General features: G+C 69.0%; 9 protein-coding genes. 1 reads left to right on the plus strand and 8 read right to left on the minus strand.

Annotation, left to right across the window (positions count from 1 at the left end; all coding sequences use genetic code 11):
- Nucleotides 1-158 precede the first annotated feature (158 nt).
- The 8 genes from JHN63_RS40675 to JHN63_RS40710 all read right to left on the minus strand — a co-directional run bounded on the left by JHN63_RS40675 (nt 159) and on the right by JHN63_RS40710 (nt 14,067).
- Nucleotides 159-533 (minus strand): helix-turn-helix domain-containing protein, encoded by a 375-nt coding sequence (locus JHN63_RS40675; RefSeq protein WP_043677837.1) that lies wholly within the window; start codon nt 531-533, stop codon nt 159-161.
- Between the two features lie 109 nt (nt 534-642).
- Nucleotides 643-1,188: a CinA family protein gene (locus JHN63_RS40680; RefSeq protein WP_200690147.1), complete on the minus strand. Its 546-nt coding sequence runs from the start codon at nt 1,186-1,188 to the stop codon at nt 643-645.
- Entirely contained in the window at nt 1,185-2,087 is a 903-nt protein-coding gene (gene pgsA / locus JHN63_RS40685; RefSeq protein WP_200690148.1) for a CDP-diacylglycerol--glycerol-3-phosphate 3-phosphatidyltransferase, read from the minus strand. The genes JHN63_RS40680 and pgsA overlap by 4 nt, the downstream gene beginning before the upstream one ends.
- The gene (gene rimO / locus JHN63_RS40690; protein WP_200690149.1) at nt 2,084-3,556 is read right to left on the minus strand and encodes a 30S ribosomal protein S12 methylthiotransferase RimO; all 1,473 of its coding nucleotides are present in this window, start codon (nt 3,554-3,556) and stop codon (nt 2,084-2,086) included. The genes pgsA and rimO overlap by 4 nt, the downstream gene beginning before the upstream one ends.
- A 104-nt stretch (nt 3,557-3,660) precedes the next feature.
- Complete coding sequence (locus JHN63_RS40695) at nt 3,661-4,521, minus strand: RodZ domain-containing protein (RefSeq protein ID WP_200690150.1); 861 nt, start codon at nt 4,519-4,521, stop codon at nt 3,661-3,663.
- 266 nt (nt 4,522-4,787) lie between these two features.
- Complete coding sequence (locus JHN63_RS40700; protein WP_200690151.1) at nt 4,788-7,493, minus strand: DNA translocase FtsK; 2,706 nt, start codon at nt 7,491-7,493, stop codon at nt 4,788-4,790.
- Between the two features lie 123 nt (nt 7,494-7,616).
- Nucleotides 7,617-8,300, minus strand: a complete 684-nt coding sequence (locus tag JHN63_RS40705; RefSeq protein WP_200690152.1) for a two-component system response regulator — start codon at nt 8,298-8,300, stop codon at nt 7,617-7,619.
- Nucleotides 8,301-8,607: 307 nt separating this feature from the next.
- Nucleotides 8,608-14,067: a HAMP domain-containing protein gene (locus tag JHN63_RS40710; RefSeq protein ID WP_200690153.1), complete on the minus strand. Its 5,460-nt coding sequence runs from the start codon at nt 14,065-14,067 to the stop codon at nt 8,608-8,610.
- 379 nt (nt 14,068-14,446) lie between these two features.
- Between JHN63_RS40710 and JHN63_RS40715 the strand changes: the two genes are divergently transcribed.
- The coding region (locus JHN63_RS40715; RefSeq protein WP_200690154.1) for a GAF domain-containing protein at nt 14,447-16,164 on the plus strand (1,718 nt) is incomplete at its 3' end.

Genomic DNA, 16,164 nt, shown 5'->3' on the forward strand with positions numbered 1-16,164 from the left:
GTGCGGGCCCCGAACCATCCCGGACCACGCCGAGACCCCGCCCCCAACGCGAAAACCCCGACCGCGCCTCCCCAGATCTCCCTGGAAAGACCCCGGCCGGGGCCCGCACACATGGTCGGCGCCGGTCAGCGCCTCGTCGGTCTACACCAGCGTGAGCATCACGCGGCGACCACGTCCACCGCCTCGGCGGGGGCCTTGATGGTCACCCGTTCCGGTGGCACACCCTTCACCGATACGGAGCCCAGCATCGGACGTACCGACGTGGGCACGGAATTGGTGGCCGCAGCAGACTGGGCCAGCTCGGCGAGAGCGAGCTCGTCGCTGACTTCCCGCATGAGCTCGGACATCCGTACGTCCAACGCGTCGCAGATGGCGGAGAGCAGCTCGGAGGATGCCTCCTTCTGCCCCCGCTCCACCTCGGAGAGATAGCCGAGTGAGACTCGGGCGGACGAGGAGACTTCGCGCAGAGTACGGCCCTGGCGCTGGCGCTGCCGACGCAGCACGTCACCCAGCAGGCGACGGAGCAGAATCATCGGTGGCTCCCTCCTCGGTCCGCGTAGCCGCATCCTTCTCGCCCCACCGTACCGCCTTGCGCCGCGGCCGTGCGGGGAGCGATGTCGTGTTCACTCAGGGCTGCAAACATCAAAACCCCCCGTTCTGTTCCGTATCCTGTGCCCGCTCATTCCCGGTCTGTTCGCTCACGAGCCGCTCCAGAAGCAGCGCGAGTACGCTCCGTACACTCTCCATACGAATTTCCGCCCGGCCGCCGTTCAACCGCAGCGCGGCCACTTTCCCGCCACCGGGAGCATCCGATTCCGGTCCGGAGGGTCCGTCCACGGCGATGAAAACGGTGCCGACGGGCTGTCCGTCCTGCGGCTCCGGGCCCGCCACACCGGTGGTCGCGATGCCCCAGTCGGCGCCGAGCGCCTTCCGCACGCCGGCCGCCATCTGGGCCGCGACCTGCGCGTCCACCGCTCCCCGCTCGGTCAGCAAGGTGGCGTCGACACCGAGCAGTTCATGCTTCAGCTCGGTGGCATAGGCGGTGACCGAACCGCGGAAGGCCTTGGAGGCTCCGGGCACCGATGTGATCTCCGCCGCAACCAGACCACCGGTGAGCGACTCGGCGACAGCGAGCGTCGTACCGCTCACGGTCAGTAGTCGCACCACTTCAGTGGCCGTGGAACTCACGCTTCCGTCTCCTCCGCCGCCGCCCTGCGCTCGGCGATTCCCTGCCTGCGCAGGACAATGGCCTGTCTCACATAGTCGAGCCCTGTCAGCACGGTCAGAACGACCGCCGCCGCCATGACCCAGAACCGCAGCGTGGCCAGCCATCCCGTCAGCGCCAGCACATACATCCCTACGGCGATGCCCTGCGTCAGCGTCTTCAACTTGCCTCCGCGCGACGCGGGAATGACGCCGTACCGGATGACAAGAAAACGCAGCAGCGTGATCCCGAGTTCCCGGCCGAGGATGACGACGGTCACCCACCACGGCAGATCGCCCAGGGAGGACAGACAGATCAGCGCCGCGCCCATGATCGCCTTGTCGGCGATGGGGTCGGCGATCTTCCCGAAGTCGGTGACGAGGTCGTACGTGCGCGCCAGATGACCGTCGAACAGGTCGGTGATCATGGCGACGGCGAACGCCGCCCAGGCGAACGAGCGCATCGCCGGGTCGTACCCGCCGTCGGCCAGCATGAGGGCGACGAAGCCGGGGACGAGCAGCAGCCGGAGCATGGTCAGCAGGTTGGCGATGTTCCAGACGCTCGCCTGGTTGACGGCGGCGGCGACGACCTTCGCACCGCGCGCCGGCCTCGGCCCACCGGGCACACCCGAGTCGACGACACCGGACGGGACACTGGTCGCCGTTCCACCGGAAGAGACGCCCCCGGCAGGGACACCGCCGGTCGACGTTCCACCGGAGGACGCGCCACCGGCCGAGACTCCCCCGGAGGGGACACCGCCGGAGACGTTGCCCGACATCGCGCCGGAAGGGGCGCCACCGGAGGCCGCACCGGAACCCGCGCTCGCGGGCGCGCCGCTCGCGCTGGAGGTGTCGCCCGCCGCCGATGCCGGGACTCCGGTCATCTGCCCGCCTCCTCACTACACGCGAGCGAGCCCAGGAGCGGCTCGGCCACCAGGTCGACACCTTCCGTACCGACCACCTTCGCCTCGACCATACGGCCGACGCTCAGGCCTTCGCCGCTCGTGAGCAGCACCTGGCCGTCCGTCTCCGGGGCCTGGTGCTCGCCGCGGCCGTAGGCGCCGTCCTCGGAGTCCACCGACTCGACGAGCACCTGAACGGTCTCGCCGACACGCTCCTCGGCACGCTGCGAGACGAGCTCCTCGGCGAGCCGCGAGATGTGCGCGAGCCGCGCGTCCACGACGTCCTGGTCGAGCTTCTTTTTGTACGTCGCCGCCTCCGTGCCCTCCTCGTCGGAGTAGCCGAAGACACCGATGGCGTCCAGGCGCGCGCCGTTCAGGAAGCGCTCCAGCTCGGCGAGGTCGGCCTCCGTCTCGCCGGGGAAGCCGACGATGAAGTTCGAGCGCACGCCGGCCTGCGGGGCCTTGGAGCGGATGGTGTCGAGCAGTTCGAGGAAGCGGTCGGTGTCACCGAAGCGGCGCATGGAGCGCAGCACGTCGGGCGCGGAGTGCTGGAAGGAGAGGTCGAAGTAGGGCGCGACCTTCGGCGTGGAGGTGAGCACGTCGATGAGCCCGGGGCGCATCTCGGCCGGCTGGAGGTAGCTGACCCGCACGCGCTCCAGGCCGTCGATGTCCGCCAGCTCGGGCAGCAGCGACTCCAGGAGGCGGATGTCGCCCAGGTCCTTGCCGTAGGACGTGTTGTTCTCGGAGACCAGCATGACCTCCTTGACGCCCTGTTCGGCCAGCCAGCGGGTCTCGTTCAGTACGTCGCTGGGGCGGCGGGAGATGAAGGAGCCGCGGAAGGACGGGATGGCGCAGAAGGAGCAGCGCCGGTCGCAGCCGGAGGCGAGCTTCACCGAGGCGACCGGGGAGCCGTCCAAGCGGCGGCGCAGGGGCGCGCGGGGGCCCGAGGCGGGCGCGAGGCCGTCCGGGAGGTCGACCGGGCCGTGGCCGGGGAGCGCGACGTCGGCGGCGGATTCCTGCCGCTCGGCGGGGCTGATCGGCAGCAGCTTGCGGCGGTCGCGCGGGGTGTGCGAGGCGTGGATGCCGCCGTTCAGGATGGTCTGGAGGCGGTCGGAGATGTCGGCGTAGTCGTCGAAGCCGAGCACTCCGTCGGCCTCGGGCAGCGCCTCGGCGAGCTCCTTGCCGTACCGCTCGGCCATGCAGCCCACGGCCACGACGGCCTGTGTTCTGCCGTGCCCCTTGAGGTCATTGGCTTCGAGGAGGGCGTCGACGGAGTCCTTCTTGGCGGCCTCGACGAAGCCACAGGTGTTGACGACGGCGACGTCCGCGTCCTCGGCGTCCTCCACGAGTTGCCAGCCGTCCGCCTCCAAGCGGCCTGCGAGCTCCTCCGAGTCCACCTCGTTACGGGCGCAGCCAAGAGTGACGAGTGCGACGGTACGGCGTTCAGGCATGGGCTCAAGACTACTTCGTCCCACTGACACCCCACGTCGAAGGGGTTGGCCGATCTTGGCCAACCCCTTGATCACTCACCCCGTAGGACCGTTTGTCGGACTGCTTATCCGACTTCGGGGTCGCCCTTGGTGTAGGTGAGGCGCTCCACCGCTCCGGGCTGGAAGTCGTCCTCGATCTTCTTGCCGTTGACGTAGAGCTGGATCACACCGGCGTCGCCGAGGATCAGGTTGACCTTCGAGCTGTCCTGGAAGGTCTTGGACTCGCCCTTCTTGAGGAGTCCGTCGAAGAGCATCCGGCCGTTGTGGTCCTTGGCGGAGATCCAGCTGCGGCCGTCGACCGCGGTCACCTGGACCGTCACCTTGTCCTGCGGCGCGGCGGCGATGGCACTGTCGGAGGGGTCGGACTTCGGCGTGGCGGAGTCGGTGTTCGAGGGTGTCGGCTTGGCGGGCTTGCTGGCGCTGGGCGTGGCTCCCTGGGTGACCTGTGACGCGGCGTCAGTGTCACTGTCGCCGCCCTTGAACGCCGTGAAGCCGACGAAGCCGACCACGGCGACGATCGCGGCGACCATGGCCGCGGTCCAGTTGGGGCCCCGCCGCTCGGGACGGATACGTTCCGCCTCGAAGAGGGGCGCCGCCGGCGTCGGGGCCGGACGTCCGCCGTGATCGTCGTCGTAGCGCGCGAGGAGCGGTGCGGGATCGATGTGGACGGCCTTGGCGAGGGTCCTGATGTGCCCGCGGGCGTAGACGGCACCGCCGCAGGGCGCGAAGTCGTCGGCCTCGATGGCGTGCACGATGGCGATGCGGACCCGGGTGGCACTGCTGACGTCGTCGACGGTCAGCCCGGCGGCGATGCGTGCCTGCTGCAGGGCTCGGCCGACGGAAGGGCGGGCTTCTTCCTCATGACCCTCTTCGGAGCGACCGTCTTCGAACGGACGCTCGTCTTCAGGGGAGTTGCCGATGGACACGGGGGCGCCTTTCGAGCGTGTAGCCACCTGTGCTGGAAGTTCAGTCTAGGGGGGGTATGAAAGGGTGGGGCAACCGGGCGGTGGGACTTTGTACGCCATCGGTATGGCCGAAGCGTCCGACGGCGGGCCAGACACGGATCCCATGGTGGGAGCCCTGTCTGTCCTCTCGCTCAACTTGACGTACGGCAAAGGGAAACGGTTGCCCACTGATCTCTAACGGGTGAGTCACGGTCGGCCGCCCCCCTTCGGGGACCGCCTACCCGCTCCTAGCCGTCGGACTCCCCGCGGATCACGGCGAGCACGCCGTCCAGCTCGTCGCCCTTCAGGAGAACGTCACGCGCCTTGGACCCCTCGCTGGGTCCGACGATGCCCCGGGACTCCATGAGGTCCATGAGCCGCCCGGCCTTGGCGAAGCCGACGCGCAGCTTGCGCTGGAGCATCGAGGTCGACCCGAACTGCGTGGACACGACCAGCTCGGCCGCCTGGCACAACAGGTCGAGGTCGTCGCCGATGTCCTCGTCGATCTCCTTCTTCTGCTTGGTGCCGACGGTGACGTCCTCCCGGAAGACCGGGGTCATCTGGTCCTTGCAGTGCTGCACGACGGCGTGGATCTCGTCCTCGGTGACGAAGGCGCCCTGCATACGGGTGGGCTTGTTCTGCCCCATCGGCAGGTACAGCCCGTCGCCCTTGCCGATCAGCTTCTCCGCGCCGGGCTGGTCGAGGATGACCCGCGAGTCGGCGAGCGAGGAGGTGGCGAACGCGAGCCTGGAGGGCACGTTCGCCTTGATCAGACCCGTGACGACGTCCACGGAGGGGCGCTGTGTGGCGAGCACCAGGTGGATGCCGGCCGCGCGCGCGAGCTGCGTGATGCGCACGATGGAGTCCTCGACGTCCCTGGGCGCGACCATCATCAGGTCGGCCAGCTCGTCGACGATCACCAGGAGGTACGGATAGGTCTTGAGCTCCCGCTCGCTGCCCTCCGGAGTCTTCAGCTTGCCGTCGCGGATCGCCTGGTTGAAGTCGTCGATGTGCCGGTACCCGAAGGCGGCGAGGTCGTCATACCTGAGGTCCATCTCGCGTACGACCCACTGGAGCGCCTCGGCGGCCCGCTTCGGGTTGGTGATGATGGGCGTGATCAGGTGCGGGATGCCTTCGTAGGCGGTCAGTTCGACGCGCTTGGGGTCGACGAGGACCATGCGGACGTCCTCGGGGGTCGCGCGGCACATGATCGACGTGATCAGGCAGTTGATGCAGGACGACTTGCCGGAGCCGGTGGCACCGGCCACCAGGATGTGCGGCATCTTCGCCATGTTGGCCATGACGTAGCCGCCCTCGACGTCCTTGCCGAGCGCCACGAGCATCGGGTGATCGTCCTCGGCCGCGTCCGCGAGGCGCAGGACGTCTCCTACGTTGACCATCTCGCGGTCCGTGTTCGGGATCTCGATGCCGACCGCGGACTTGCCGGGGATCGGGCTGATGATCCGCACGTCGGGGCTGGCGACGGCGTAGGCGATGTTCTTGGTGAGCGCGGTGATCCGCTCGACCTTGACGGCGGGGCCGAGCTCGACCTCGTAGCGCGTGACCGTGGGCCCGCGCGTGAAGCCGGTGACTGCGGCGTCGACCTTGAACTCGGAGAAGACGTTCGTCAGGGAGGCGACCACCGCGTCGTTCGCGGCGCTGCGTGCCTTGCCGGGCCCCCCGCGCGTGAGGAGGTCGAGCGAGGGCAGCGAGTACGTGATGTCGCCGGAGAGCTGGAGTTGCTCGGCGCGCGGCGGGAGGTCGCGGGGCTCCTCCGGGGGCGCCTTCGTGAGGTCCATGACCTCGGCCTTGAGCTTCTCCTGCTTGGGGCGCGCGGCGGGGGCCGGCAGGGGCGTCGGGGTGGTGTCCTCGCGGTCTCCTCCGACCCGTACGCCCTGGGTGAGGTCGGCGACGATCGGCGAGGGCGGCATGCCGTGCAGGACGGCCCCGTCGAGCGCCGCCGCGGCGGCCGCGGCGACGTCCACGGCGTCCATGGGGCGGTGCATGTCGGGCTGGGGCACCGCGGAGCGCCTGGGGCGGCTCCGGCGCTTGAAGAGGGCGTCCTGCTCGGCGCTGTCGGGGTCGTACGCCTCGGGGGCGCTCCCGCGCTTACGGGGGCGCGCGGGCAGCGCCTCGCGCCACTGCTCGTCGTAGCGTTCGTCGTCCTCGCCGAACTCCTCCTCGTCGTCGAAGTCGTGGACGATGCCCAGCTTCACGCCGAGCAGCCGCAGCCGCTGCGGGATCGCGTTGACGGGCGTGGCCGTGACGACCAGCAGCCCGAAGATCGTGAGCAGCACGAGCAGGGGTACGGCGAGGACCTCGCCCATGGTGTAGGTCAGCGGGGTCGCCACGCCCCAGCCGATGAGCCCGCCGGCGTCCCTTATGGCCTGCATGCCGTCGCTGCGGGCGGGCGCGCCGCAGGCGATGTGGACCTGGCCGAGCACGCCGATGACGAGCGCGGACAGACCGATCACGATCCGGCCGTTGGCCTCGGGCTTCTCGGGGTGGCGGATGAAGCGCACGGCGATCACCGCGAGCAGTATCGGCACGAGCAGGTCGAGGCGGCCGAAGGCGCCGGTCACCAGGATCTCGACGAGGTCGCCGACCGGGCCGCGCAGATCGGCCCAGGTGCCCGCGGCGACGATCAGCGCGAGGCCGAACAGCAGCAGTGCGACGCCGTCCTTGCGGTGGGCCGGGTCCAAGTTCTTCGCGCCCTGCCCTATGCCGCGGAACACCGCGCCGACGGCGTGCGCGGTGCCGAGCCAGACGGCGCGCACGAGTTTGACGATGCCCCCGGTGGGGCTGGGCGCCGGCTTGGGCGCCGGGCGGGCGGTCTTCTTGGCGACCGCCTTCTTCGCGGGGGGCCTTTTCGCAGCGGCCTTCTTCGCCGGAGCCTTCGCCGGAGCAGCCCTCTTGGCGGGCTGCTTCTTGGCTGCGGAGGGACGTGAGGCCATAGGTGTGAGGTTACCTGTGGAGACGGCAGGGGACACGTGTGCCCACCGCTTCACCCGTTCGTGTCGCCCCTACCGGACGGGAAACTGACGCCCGCTCACGCACAACTGCGCCCGCGGCGGACGTCAGTTCTGCGACGGCAGCGAAGGTGCTCCGCTGCCCGTGCCCGGCTCCAGGGCGTCGAGCGCCCTGCGCAGCCCGGTGAGTTTGCGTTCGAGATGAGCCGCGGTGGCCACGGCCGCCGCGTCCGCCGACTCGTCGTCGAGCTGCTTGGACAGCGCCTCGGCCTGCTCCTCTACGGCCGCGAGCCGCGCCGACAGTTCGGCGAGCAGTCCGGCCGGTTCCTTGGCCGCACCGGCCGCGGGCTTGCCGCCGCCCTCCAACTGGAGCCGCAGCAGGGCCGCTTGCTCCCGAAGCTGGCAGTTCTTCATGTAGAGCTCGACGAAGACCGAGACCTTCGCGCGCAGCACCCATGGGTCGAACGGCTTGGAGATGTAGTCGACCGCGCCCGCCGCGTAACCCCGGAAGGTGTGGTGCGGGCCGTGGTTGATCGCGGTGAGGAAGATGATCGGGATGTCCCGGGTCCGCTCCCGTCGCTTGATGTGCGCGGCGGTTTCGAAACCGTCCATGCCCGGCATCTGGACGTCCAGCAGAATGACCGCGAAGTCGTCCGTCAGCAGTGCTTTGAGCGCTTCCTCCCCGGACGATGCCCGAACCAGTGTCTGATCGAGCGCAGAGAGGATGGCCTCCAGCGCCAGCAGATTCTCCGGCCGGTCATCGACCAGGAGGATCTTGGCCTTCTGCACCATGGCCCGCCCTCCTCGCCCCGGATGTGCACCGGGCGCCGCCCCAGGGGACGACTCTCTTGCGCCGCCCGTCCTTGTGCCGGTCATGGTAGCCGCACCCCGCCTGTCGCCACACCCTGTCACCGCGATGTCACTGTGCACGAAGCAGAAACGTAGCGGGAGACCAGAAGGTTCCCCGAATCCCGTGCTTCTACACGGCTTCGGACACACTGAGTCAGCAACTCCGCGTGGCCACCGAACGTTCCCTGCACCGTCCCCGCCGCTTTCCCGTCGAGTCCGGCGACTTTCCCGTCGAGTCCGGTCGTTTCCGTCACTCCGGCCGCATCCACTGCTCCATCACCGACAACAGGTGATCGGGATCGACCGGCTTGGTGACGTAGTCCGAGGCACCGGATTCGATCGCCTTCTCCCGGTCGCCCTTCATCGCCTTCGCGGTCAGCGCGATGATCGGGAGCCCGGCGAACTGCGGCATCCTGCGGATCGCCGTCGTGGTCGCATATCCGTCCATCTCGGGCATCATGATGTCCATCAGAACGACCGTCACATCGTCGTGCTGCTCCAGGACTTCGATGCCCTCGCGGCCGTTCTCCGCGTACAGCACGGACAGCCCGTGCTGCTCCAGGACGCTGGTCAGCGCGAAGACGTTGCGGATGTCGTCGTCGACGATCAGCACCTTCTCCCCGTTGAACCGGATCCCCCGGCGCGACGGAGGCGCACTCTCCTCGGACGCCCACTGGTCCCGTACGGTCTGCCCCAGTTGGGCCGACTCGACGGCCCTGCGCCGGCGCCTGAAGAGCGCGGCGGCACCGTTCTGCGTCTCGTGGTACGACTTCACCTCGGCCGGCGTCTCGAAGCCCACCTCGCTCCGCTCCGACAGCTCCGCGAGCTCCGCCGCGGACGCCACCAGATCGCCCGCCTCCAGCGCGGGCAACTGCTGGTAGCCCTGCGGGGGCAGTTCGCTCGGGTGCAGCGGCAAATACAACGTGAACGTCGAACCACGCCCCGGTTCGCTCTGCGCATAGATCTCACCGCCGAGCAACTGCGCGATCTCCCGGGAGATCGACAACCCCAGGCCCGTACCGCCGTACTTGCGACTCGTCGTACCGTCCGCCTGCTTGAACGCCTCGAAGATCACCCGCATCTTGCTGCCCGCGATCCCGATCCCGGTGTCGGTCACCGAGAACGCGATCAGACCGGCGTCAGCGTCCCGCAGCGAACCGGCCTCCAGGAGCTGCTCCCGGATCGCCACCGGCACATCCGCGCCGGCCGGCCGGATGACCAGCTCGACCGCCCCGGAGTCGGTGAACTTCACCGCGTTCGACAGCAGGTTGCGCAGCACCTGGAGCAGCCGCTGCTCGTCGGTGTGCAGCGTGGCGGGCAGTTCCGGCGACACCCGCACCGACAGGTCGAGGCCCTTCTCCGCGGTCAGCGGGCGGAAAGTGGCCTCTACGTAGTCGACGAGTTGGACGAGCGCGATACGCGTCGGGGAGACGTCCATCTTGCCCGCCTCGACCTTCGACAGGTCCAGGATGTCGTTGATCAACTGGAGCAGGTCGGACCCCGCGCCGTGGATCGTCTCGGCGAACTCGACCTGCTTCGGGGAGAGGTTCCCCTCCGCGTTGTCGGCGAGCAACTTGGCCAGGATCAGCAGCGAGTTGAGCGGTGTGCGCAGCTCGTGCGACATGTTCGCGAGGAACTCGCTCTTGTAGCGCATCGACACCGCGAGCTGCTCGGCGCGCTCCTCCAGGACCTGCCGCGCCTCCTCGATCTCGGTGTTCTTGACCTCGATGTCGCGGTTCTGCTGGGCCAACAGCTCGGCTTTCTCCTCCAGTTCGGCGTTGGACGACTGGAGGGCCTTCTGCCGGTTCTCCAACTCGTCCGACCGCTCCCGGAGTTGCTCGGTCAGCTCCTGCGACTGCTTCAGCAGCACCTCGGTCTTGGTGTTGACGGAGATGGTGTTGACGCTGGTCGCGATCATCTCGGCGATCTGGTTGAGGAAGTCCTTCTGGATGTGCGTGAAGGGCGTGAAGGAGGCCAGCTCGATGATGCCGAGCACCTTCCCCTCGAACAGCACCGGAAGCACGATCACCTGCGCGGGCGGCGCCTCCCCGAGCCCCGAGGAGATCTTCAGATAGCCACTGGGCGCGTTCTCCACGAGGATCGTGCGCCGCTCCTGGGCGGCCGTCCCGATCAGCGCCTCACCGGGCCTGAACGAGGTCGGCATGGAGCCCATGGAGTAGCCGTACGACCCGAGCATGCGCAGTTCGTACGCGTCCTCGCCCTCCGCGTCCGCGAGCGGCAGCGCGAGGAAGAACGCGCCGTGCTGCGCCGAGACCACCGGCGTCAGCTCGCTCATGATCAGCGAGGCCACGTCGTCCAGGTCGCGGCGGCCCTGCATCAGCGCCGAGATGCGGGCGAGGTTGCCCTTGAGCCAGTCCTGCTCCTTGTTGGCGATCGTGGTGTCCCGCAGGTTGGCGATCATCTTGTTGATGTAGTCCTGGAGTTCCTGGATCTCCCCGGACGCGTCCACGTCGATCTTCAGGTTCAGGTCGCCCCGGGTCACCGCGGTCGCCACGCGCGCGATGGCACGCACCTGCCGGGTCAGGTTCCCGGCCATCTCGTTCACCGACTCGGTGAGGTCGCGCCACGTGCCGTCGACGTCACGCACGCGTGCCTGGCCGCCCAACTGGCCTTCCGTGCCCACCTCGCGGGCGACCCGGGTGACCTCCTCGGCGAAACTGGACAGCTGATCGACCATGGTGTTGATCGTCGTCTTGAGTTCGAGGATCTCGCCGCGGGCGTCGATGTCGATCTTCTTGGTCAGGTCGCCCTTGGCGATGGCCGTGGTGACCATCGCGATGTTGCGCACCTGGCCGGTCAGGTTGGACGCCATGCCGTTCACCGAGTCGGTGAGGTCCTTCCAGGTTCCCGCGACGCCCGGCACATGCGCCTGGCCGCCCAGGATGCCGTCCGTACCCACCTCGCGGGCCACCTTGGTGACCTGGTCGGCGAACGAACTCAGCGTCTTCACCATGGTGTTGAAGGTGTCGGCGAGCTGCTGGACCTCGCCGCGCGCCTCGATCGTCACCGTGCGCGTGAGGTCGCCGTTGGCGACGGCCGCCGCGACCTGGGAGATGTTCCGCACCTGCACGGTCAGGTTGTTGGCCATCAGGTTGACGTTGCCGCTGAGGTCCTTCCAGATGCCCGTGATGCCCGGCACGTGCGCCTGGCCGCCCAGGATGCCCTCGGTGCCCACCTCGCGGGCCACCCGGGTCACCTGCTCGGCGAACGACGAGAGTTGATCGACCATCGTGTTGACCGTCGTGACGAGCTCAAGGATCTCGCCCTTGGCGTCAACAGTGATCTTCTTGGACAGGTCGCCCTTGGCGACGGCGGTCGTGACCTCGGCGATCTGGCGCACCTGGATGGTCAGGTTGTTCGCCATGAAGTTCACCGACTGCGTGAGGTCCTTCCAGGTGCCCGAGACACCCTGCACCTCGGCCTGCCCGCCCAACTGCCCCTCGGTGCCCACCTCGCGGGCCACACGCGTGACCTCCTCGGCGAACGAGGAGAGCTGGTCGACCATCGTGTTCAGGGTGTTCTTCAGCTCCAGGATCTCCCCGCGCGCGTCCACGGTGATCTTCTGGGACAGGTCACCCCGGGCCACCGCCGTCGCGACCTGCGCGATGTTGCGGACCTGCGCGGTGAGGTTGCCCGCCATGCCGTTCACGGAGTCGGTCAGGTCGCGCCACACACCGGCGACACCGGGCACCTGCGCCTGCCCGCCCAGCCGGCCCTCCGTGCCCACCTCGCGGGCGACCCGGGTCACCTGGTCGGCGAACGCGGACAGTTGATCAACCATCGTGTTGATCGTGTTCTTCAGCTCCAGGATCTCGCCGCGCGCGTCCACGTCGATCTTCTGGGACAGGTCACCCTGGGCCACCGCCGTCGTCACCTGGGCGATGTTGCGCACCTGGGACGTCAGGTTCCCGGCCATCGAGTTGACGGAGTCGGTGAGTTCCTTCCAGGTGCCCGAGACACCGTCCACGCGCGCCTGGCCGCCGAGACGGCCCTCCGTGCCCACGTCCCGGGCCATGCGGGTCACCTGGTCGGCGAACGACGACAGCTGGTCCACCATCGTGTTGACGGTGTTCTTCAACTGAAGCATCTCGCCGGAGACATCGACGGTGACCTTCTGGGACAGATCGCCGTTGGCCACGGCCGTCGTCACCTGCGCGATGTTGCGCACCTGACCGGTGAGGTTGCGGAACGCGGTGTTGACCGAGTCGGTCAGGTCCTTCCAGGTACCGGCAGCCCCCGGCACCTGTGCCTGGCCGCCCAGTTCACCCTCGACACCGATCTCGCGCGCCACGCGCGTGACCTCGGCACCGAACGAGGACAGCTGATCGACCATCCCGTTGACGGTGTTCTTCAGTTCCAGCATCTCGCCGGCCACGTTCACGGTGACCTTCTGGGACAGGTCACCACTCGCCACCGCGGTCGTCACGGCGGCGATGTCCCGCACCTGGATCGTCAGGTTCCGGAAGACCGTGTTCACCGAATCGGTGAGGTCCTTCCACGTCCCCGCCGCACCCGGCACGTTCGCCTGCCCGCCGAGCTGCCCCTCGGCACCTACTTCGTTGGCCACGCGCGTGACCTCGTCGGCGAACGTACGCAGCGTCTCGGTCATCTGGTTGATCGTCTCGGCGAGCTGGGCGACCTCGCCCCGCGCCGACACGGTCACCTTCTGCGACAGGTCACCGTTGGCGACAGCCGTCGTCACCTGGGCGATCCCGCGCACCTGGGCCGTCAGGTTCCCGGCCATGATGTTCACCGAGTCGGTGAGGTCCTTCCACACCCCGGCCACACCCGGCACCTGCGCCTGGCCGCCCAACTCGCCCTCGGTGCCCACCTCGCGCGCGACCCGCGTCACCTCGGAGGAGAAGGACGACAGCTGGTCCACCATCGTGTTGACGGTGTTCTTGAGCTCCAGCATCTCGCCGGCGACATGGACCGTGACCTTGCGCGACAGGTCGCCCTTTGCGACCGCCGTGGTCACCAGCGCGATGTCCCGCACCTGGGCCGTCAGCCGGTACGCCATCGTGTTGACGGACTCCGTGAGGTCCTTCCACGAGCCGGACATGCCACGCACGCGCGCCTGCCCGCCCAGCTTGCCCTCGGTGCCCACCTCGCTGGCCACGCGCGTGACCTCGTCGGTGAACGTCGACAGCTGGTCGACCAGATTGTTGACGGTCCGCCCGACCTTGAGGAACTCCCCGCGCAACGGATGCCCGGTCCCGTCCGGCGCCTGCGTCCGCAGCTCCATACGCGGCGACAGATCACCCTCCGCCACCGCGGAGAGCACCCGTCCGACCTCGGAGACGGGCCGTACAAGGTCGTCCACGAGGGCGTTGGAGGCGTCGATGGCCGAGGCCCAGGAACCCTCGCAGGCGCCCGTCTCCAGCCGCTCCGTGAGCTTTCCCTCACGGCCCACCACCCGCCGCACCCGGGACAGCTCACCCGTGAGGTGCAGATTGCGGTCGGCCACCTCGTTGAACACGGCGGCGATCTCCGACATCACGCCGTCGCCGGACACCGTGAGCCGCTTGCGGAAGTTCCCGTCCCGCATGGCGACCAGAGCCGTCAGCAGCCGGTCCAAGGAGGCCGCATCCACTTCCGTGGTCCCATTGCGCGGTTTGCGCTGGTTCTTCAGGGACTGTCCGCCTTTCGCGCGCGTCTTGGTGGCCCGCGTCGCTGCGCCAGACTCCACTGTGTCCCTCCCGCAGGGGTCGACCGTTGCTGCCGTGCTGAGGTGCTACTGCTCGGCGTATCAGTTACTGCCGCGTATCTCTGCCCGGTTTACCGGGCTTCAACAAGGCCTGCTGTCCGCCATACACAGAAGACACCCAGCCTGCCCGGACCTTCTCCAGAATCCTGCCCAGTGTTTCACCCTGCCTGAACCAGGCCATAACAGTTCGGCAGCTTCGCACACGGTCCGCACACCCTGAGGACGGAAACACTGCGGACCGGCATCCGCATGGACGGTGAAGGTAAGTAACCTTGCATGCGGCTGTCCAGCCGCGCCGGTTCCGTCCGGCCTGGGCGGTGGCACGAGCACGAGCGGGCAGGCATCGGAGGGGCACCGCACCATGACCACCGGACTGCATCCTGGGGGAACGCCCCAGGATCCCCTGCCGAACGGAGGCCAGCCGGTGCCCCGGCAGGCGCCGATCGGCCATGGTGACCTGCCCGCCGACAACAGGCCGAGGAGTTCTGTGATCACCGCGCGCGCGGCCGCCAGCTTCGAGCCCGTCGGACGATCGGTCGCCACCGCGCGGTCCTTCGTCCGCGACACCCTTCAGGGCTGGGGCTTCGCCGACATCGTCGACGACGCCGTGGTCCTCACCAGCGAGCTGGTGACCAACGCCGTGGTCCACGCGGGCACGGCCGCGGATGTTCTGTGTCTACGGAGTGACGACGGCGTGAGGATCGAAGTCGCCGACCACTACCCCGAGCGCGAAATCCCCCTCCAGGGGGCCGCGATCACGATGAGCAGCCCCGACCGCGAGGGCGGCCGCGGCCTCCAGTTGTGCGCCGCCCTGGCCAGCCGCTGGGGCGTCGACTACACCCCCACCAAGAAACTGGTCTGGTTCCAACTCGACCTCCCGGCACGCCCGGTGGGCACCCGCACGGCCGGCCCGTCCCTGCCGGCCGCCCTGCTCCCCCTCGCCGACGGCAGAGTCCGCGTCGCGGTCGTCCAGATCGACCGTACGGGCTCCATCGCGTCCTGGAACGAGGACGCCGAGGAACTCTTCGGCTACGCCGCCGAGCAGGTCACCGGCAAGCCCCTCACCGACCTCGCCGCCTGGCCGCACACCCCGGGCACCAGCACCGGCATCGCCGAGGCCCTCCGCCTCTCCCGCTGGGAGGGCACCTACGGCATCCGCGGCGCCGACGGCCGCGTCACCCCGGTCTACGCCTCCCACCTCCGCGTCCGCGACACGGACGGCGAGCCGTCAACCGTGTGCCTCCTGGTGAGGGACCACGAACGCGCGGTTCTGCAGAGTCCGCAGCGCGGCCCCGCCCCCGACGCGGCGTCCACCCCGGACGGCCAGAACACCGACCCCTTCGAGGTGTTCATCGGCTCACCCGCGCCGGACGACCTCGACGGCCTCCTCCAGCGCACGGTCGAGCGCGCCCGCGACATGCTCGACGGAGACTCCGCCTTCCTCCTCCTCGCGACCGACGACGAAACGGAGTTGGAGGTCCGCGCCTCCACGGGCCTGCCCTCCGCACGCCAACGCTTCGCGCGCGTGCCCGTCGAAGCGGGCCCCGGCCGCTACGGCTCCGCCCGCATGCCGGCCGTCCACGAGGATCTCCAGGCCGTCCCGGGCGCCGTACCGCTCCTCAGCGGCACCGGAATGCGCTCGGTCGTCACGGTCCCCCTGAAGGTGGAGGGCCGCCTCACCGGCTCCCTAGGAGTCGCCGCCGAAGGCCCCAACAAGTACTCGAACGAAGAAGCGCTGCGCCTCCAATTCGCCGCCGACCGCATCGCGTTGGCGGTCGAATCGGCCCGCCTGGGCGAACTGGAACGCCTGCGCCGCGGCTCGCTCAGCTTCCTGGTCGAGGCCTCCGACCTCCTCGCGGGCACCCTGGACCGCGACCAAACCCTGGCCCTGATGGCCCAGATGACGGTCCCGACCCTCGCCACCTGGTGTGCGGTCTACACGATCGCCGACCAGGCCTCGGACCCGTACCTCTCGTACGTCCTGCACGAGGACGAGGAACTCATCGACGGCATCAAGTCGTTGCTCTCGAAGATCGCCCCTCCGGACCCGGTCCCCACCCCCGGCGCCCGCGTCTGGGC

The sequence above is a fragment of the Streptomyces sp. MBT65 genome, from assembly GCF_016612545.1.
Classification (GTDB): domain Bacteria; phylum Actinomycetota; class Actinomycetes; order Streptomycetales; family Streptomycetaceae; genus Streptomyces.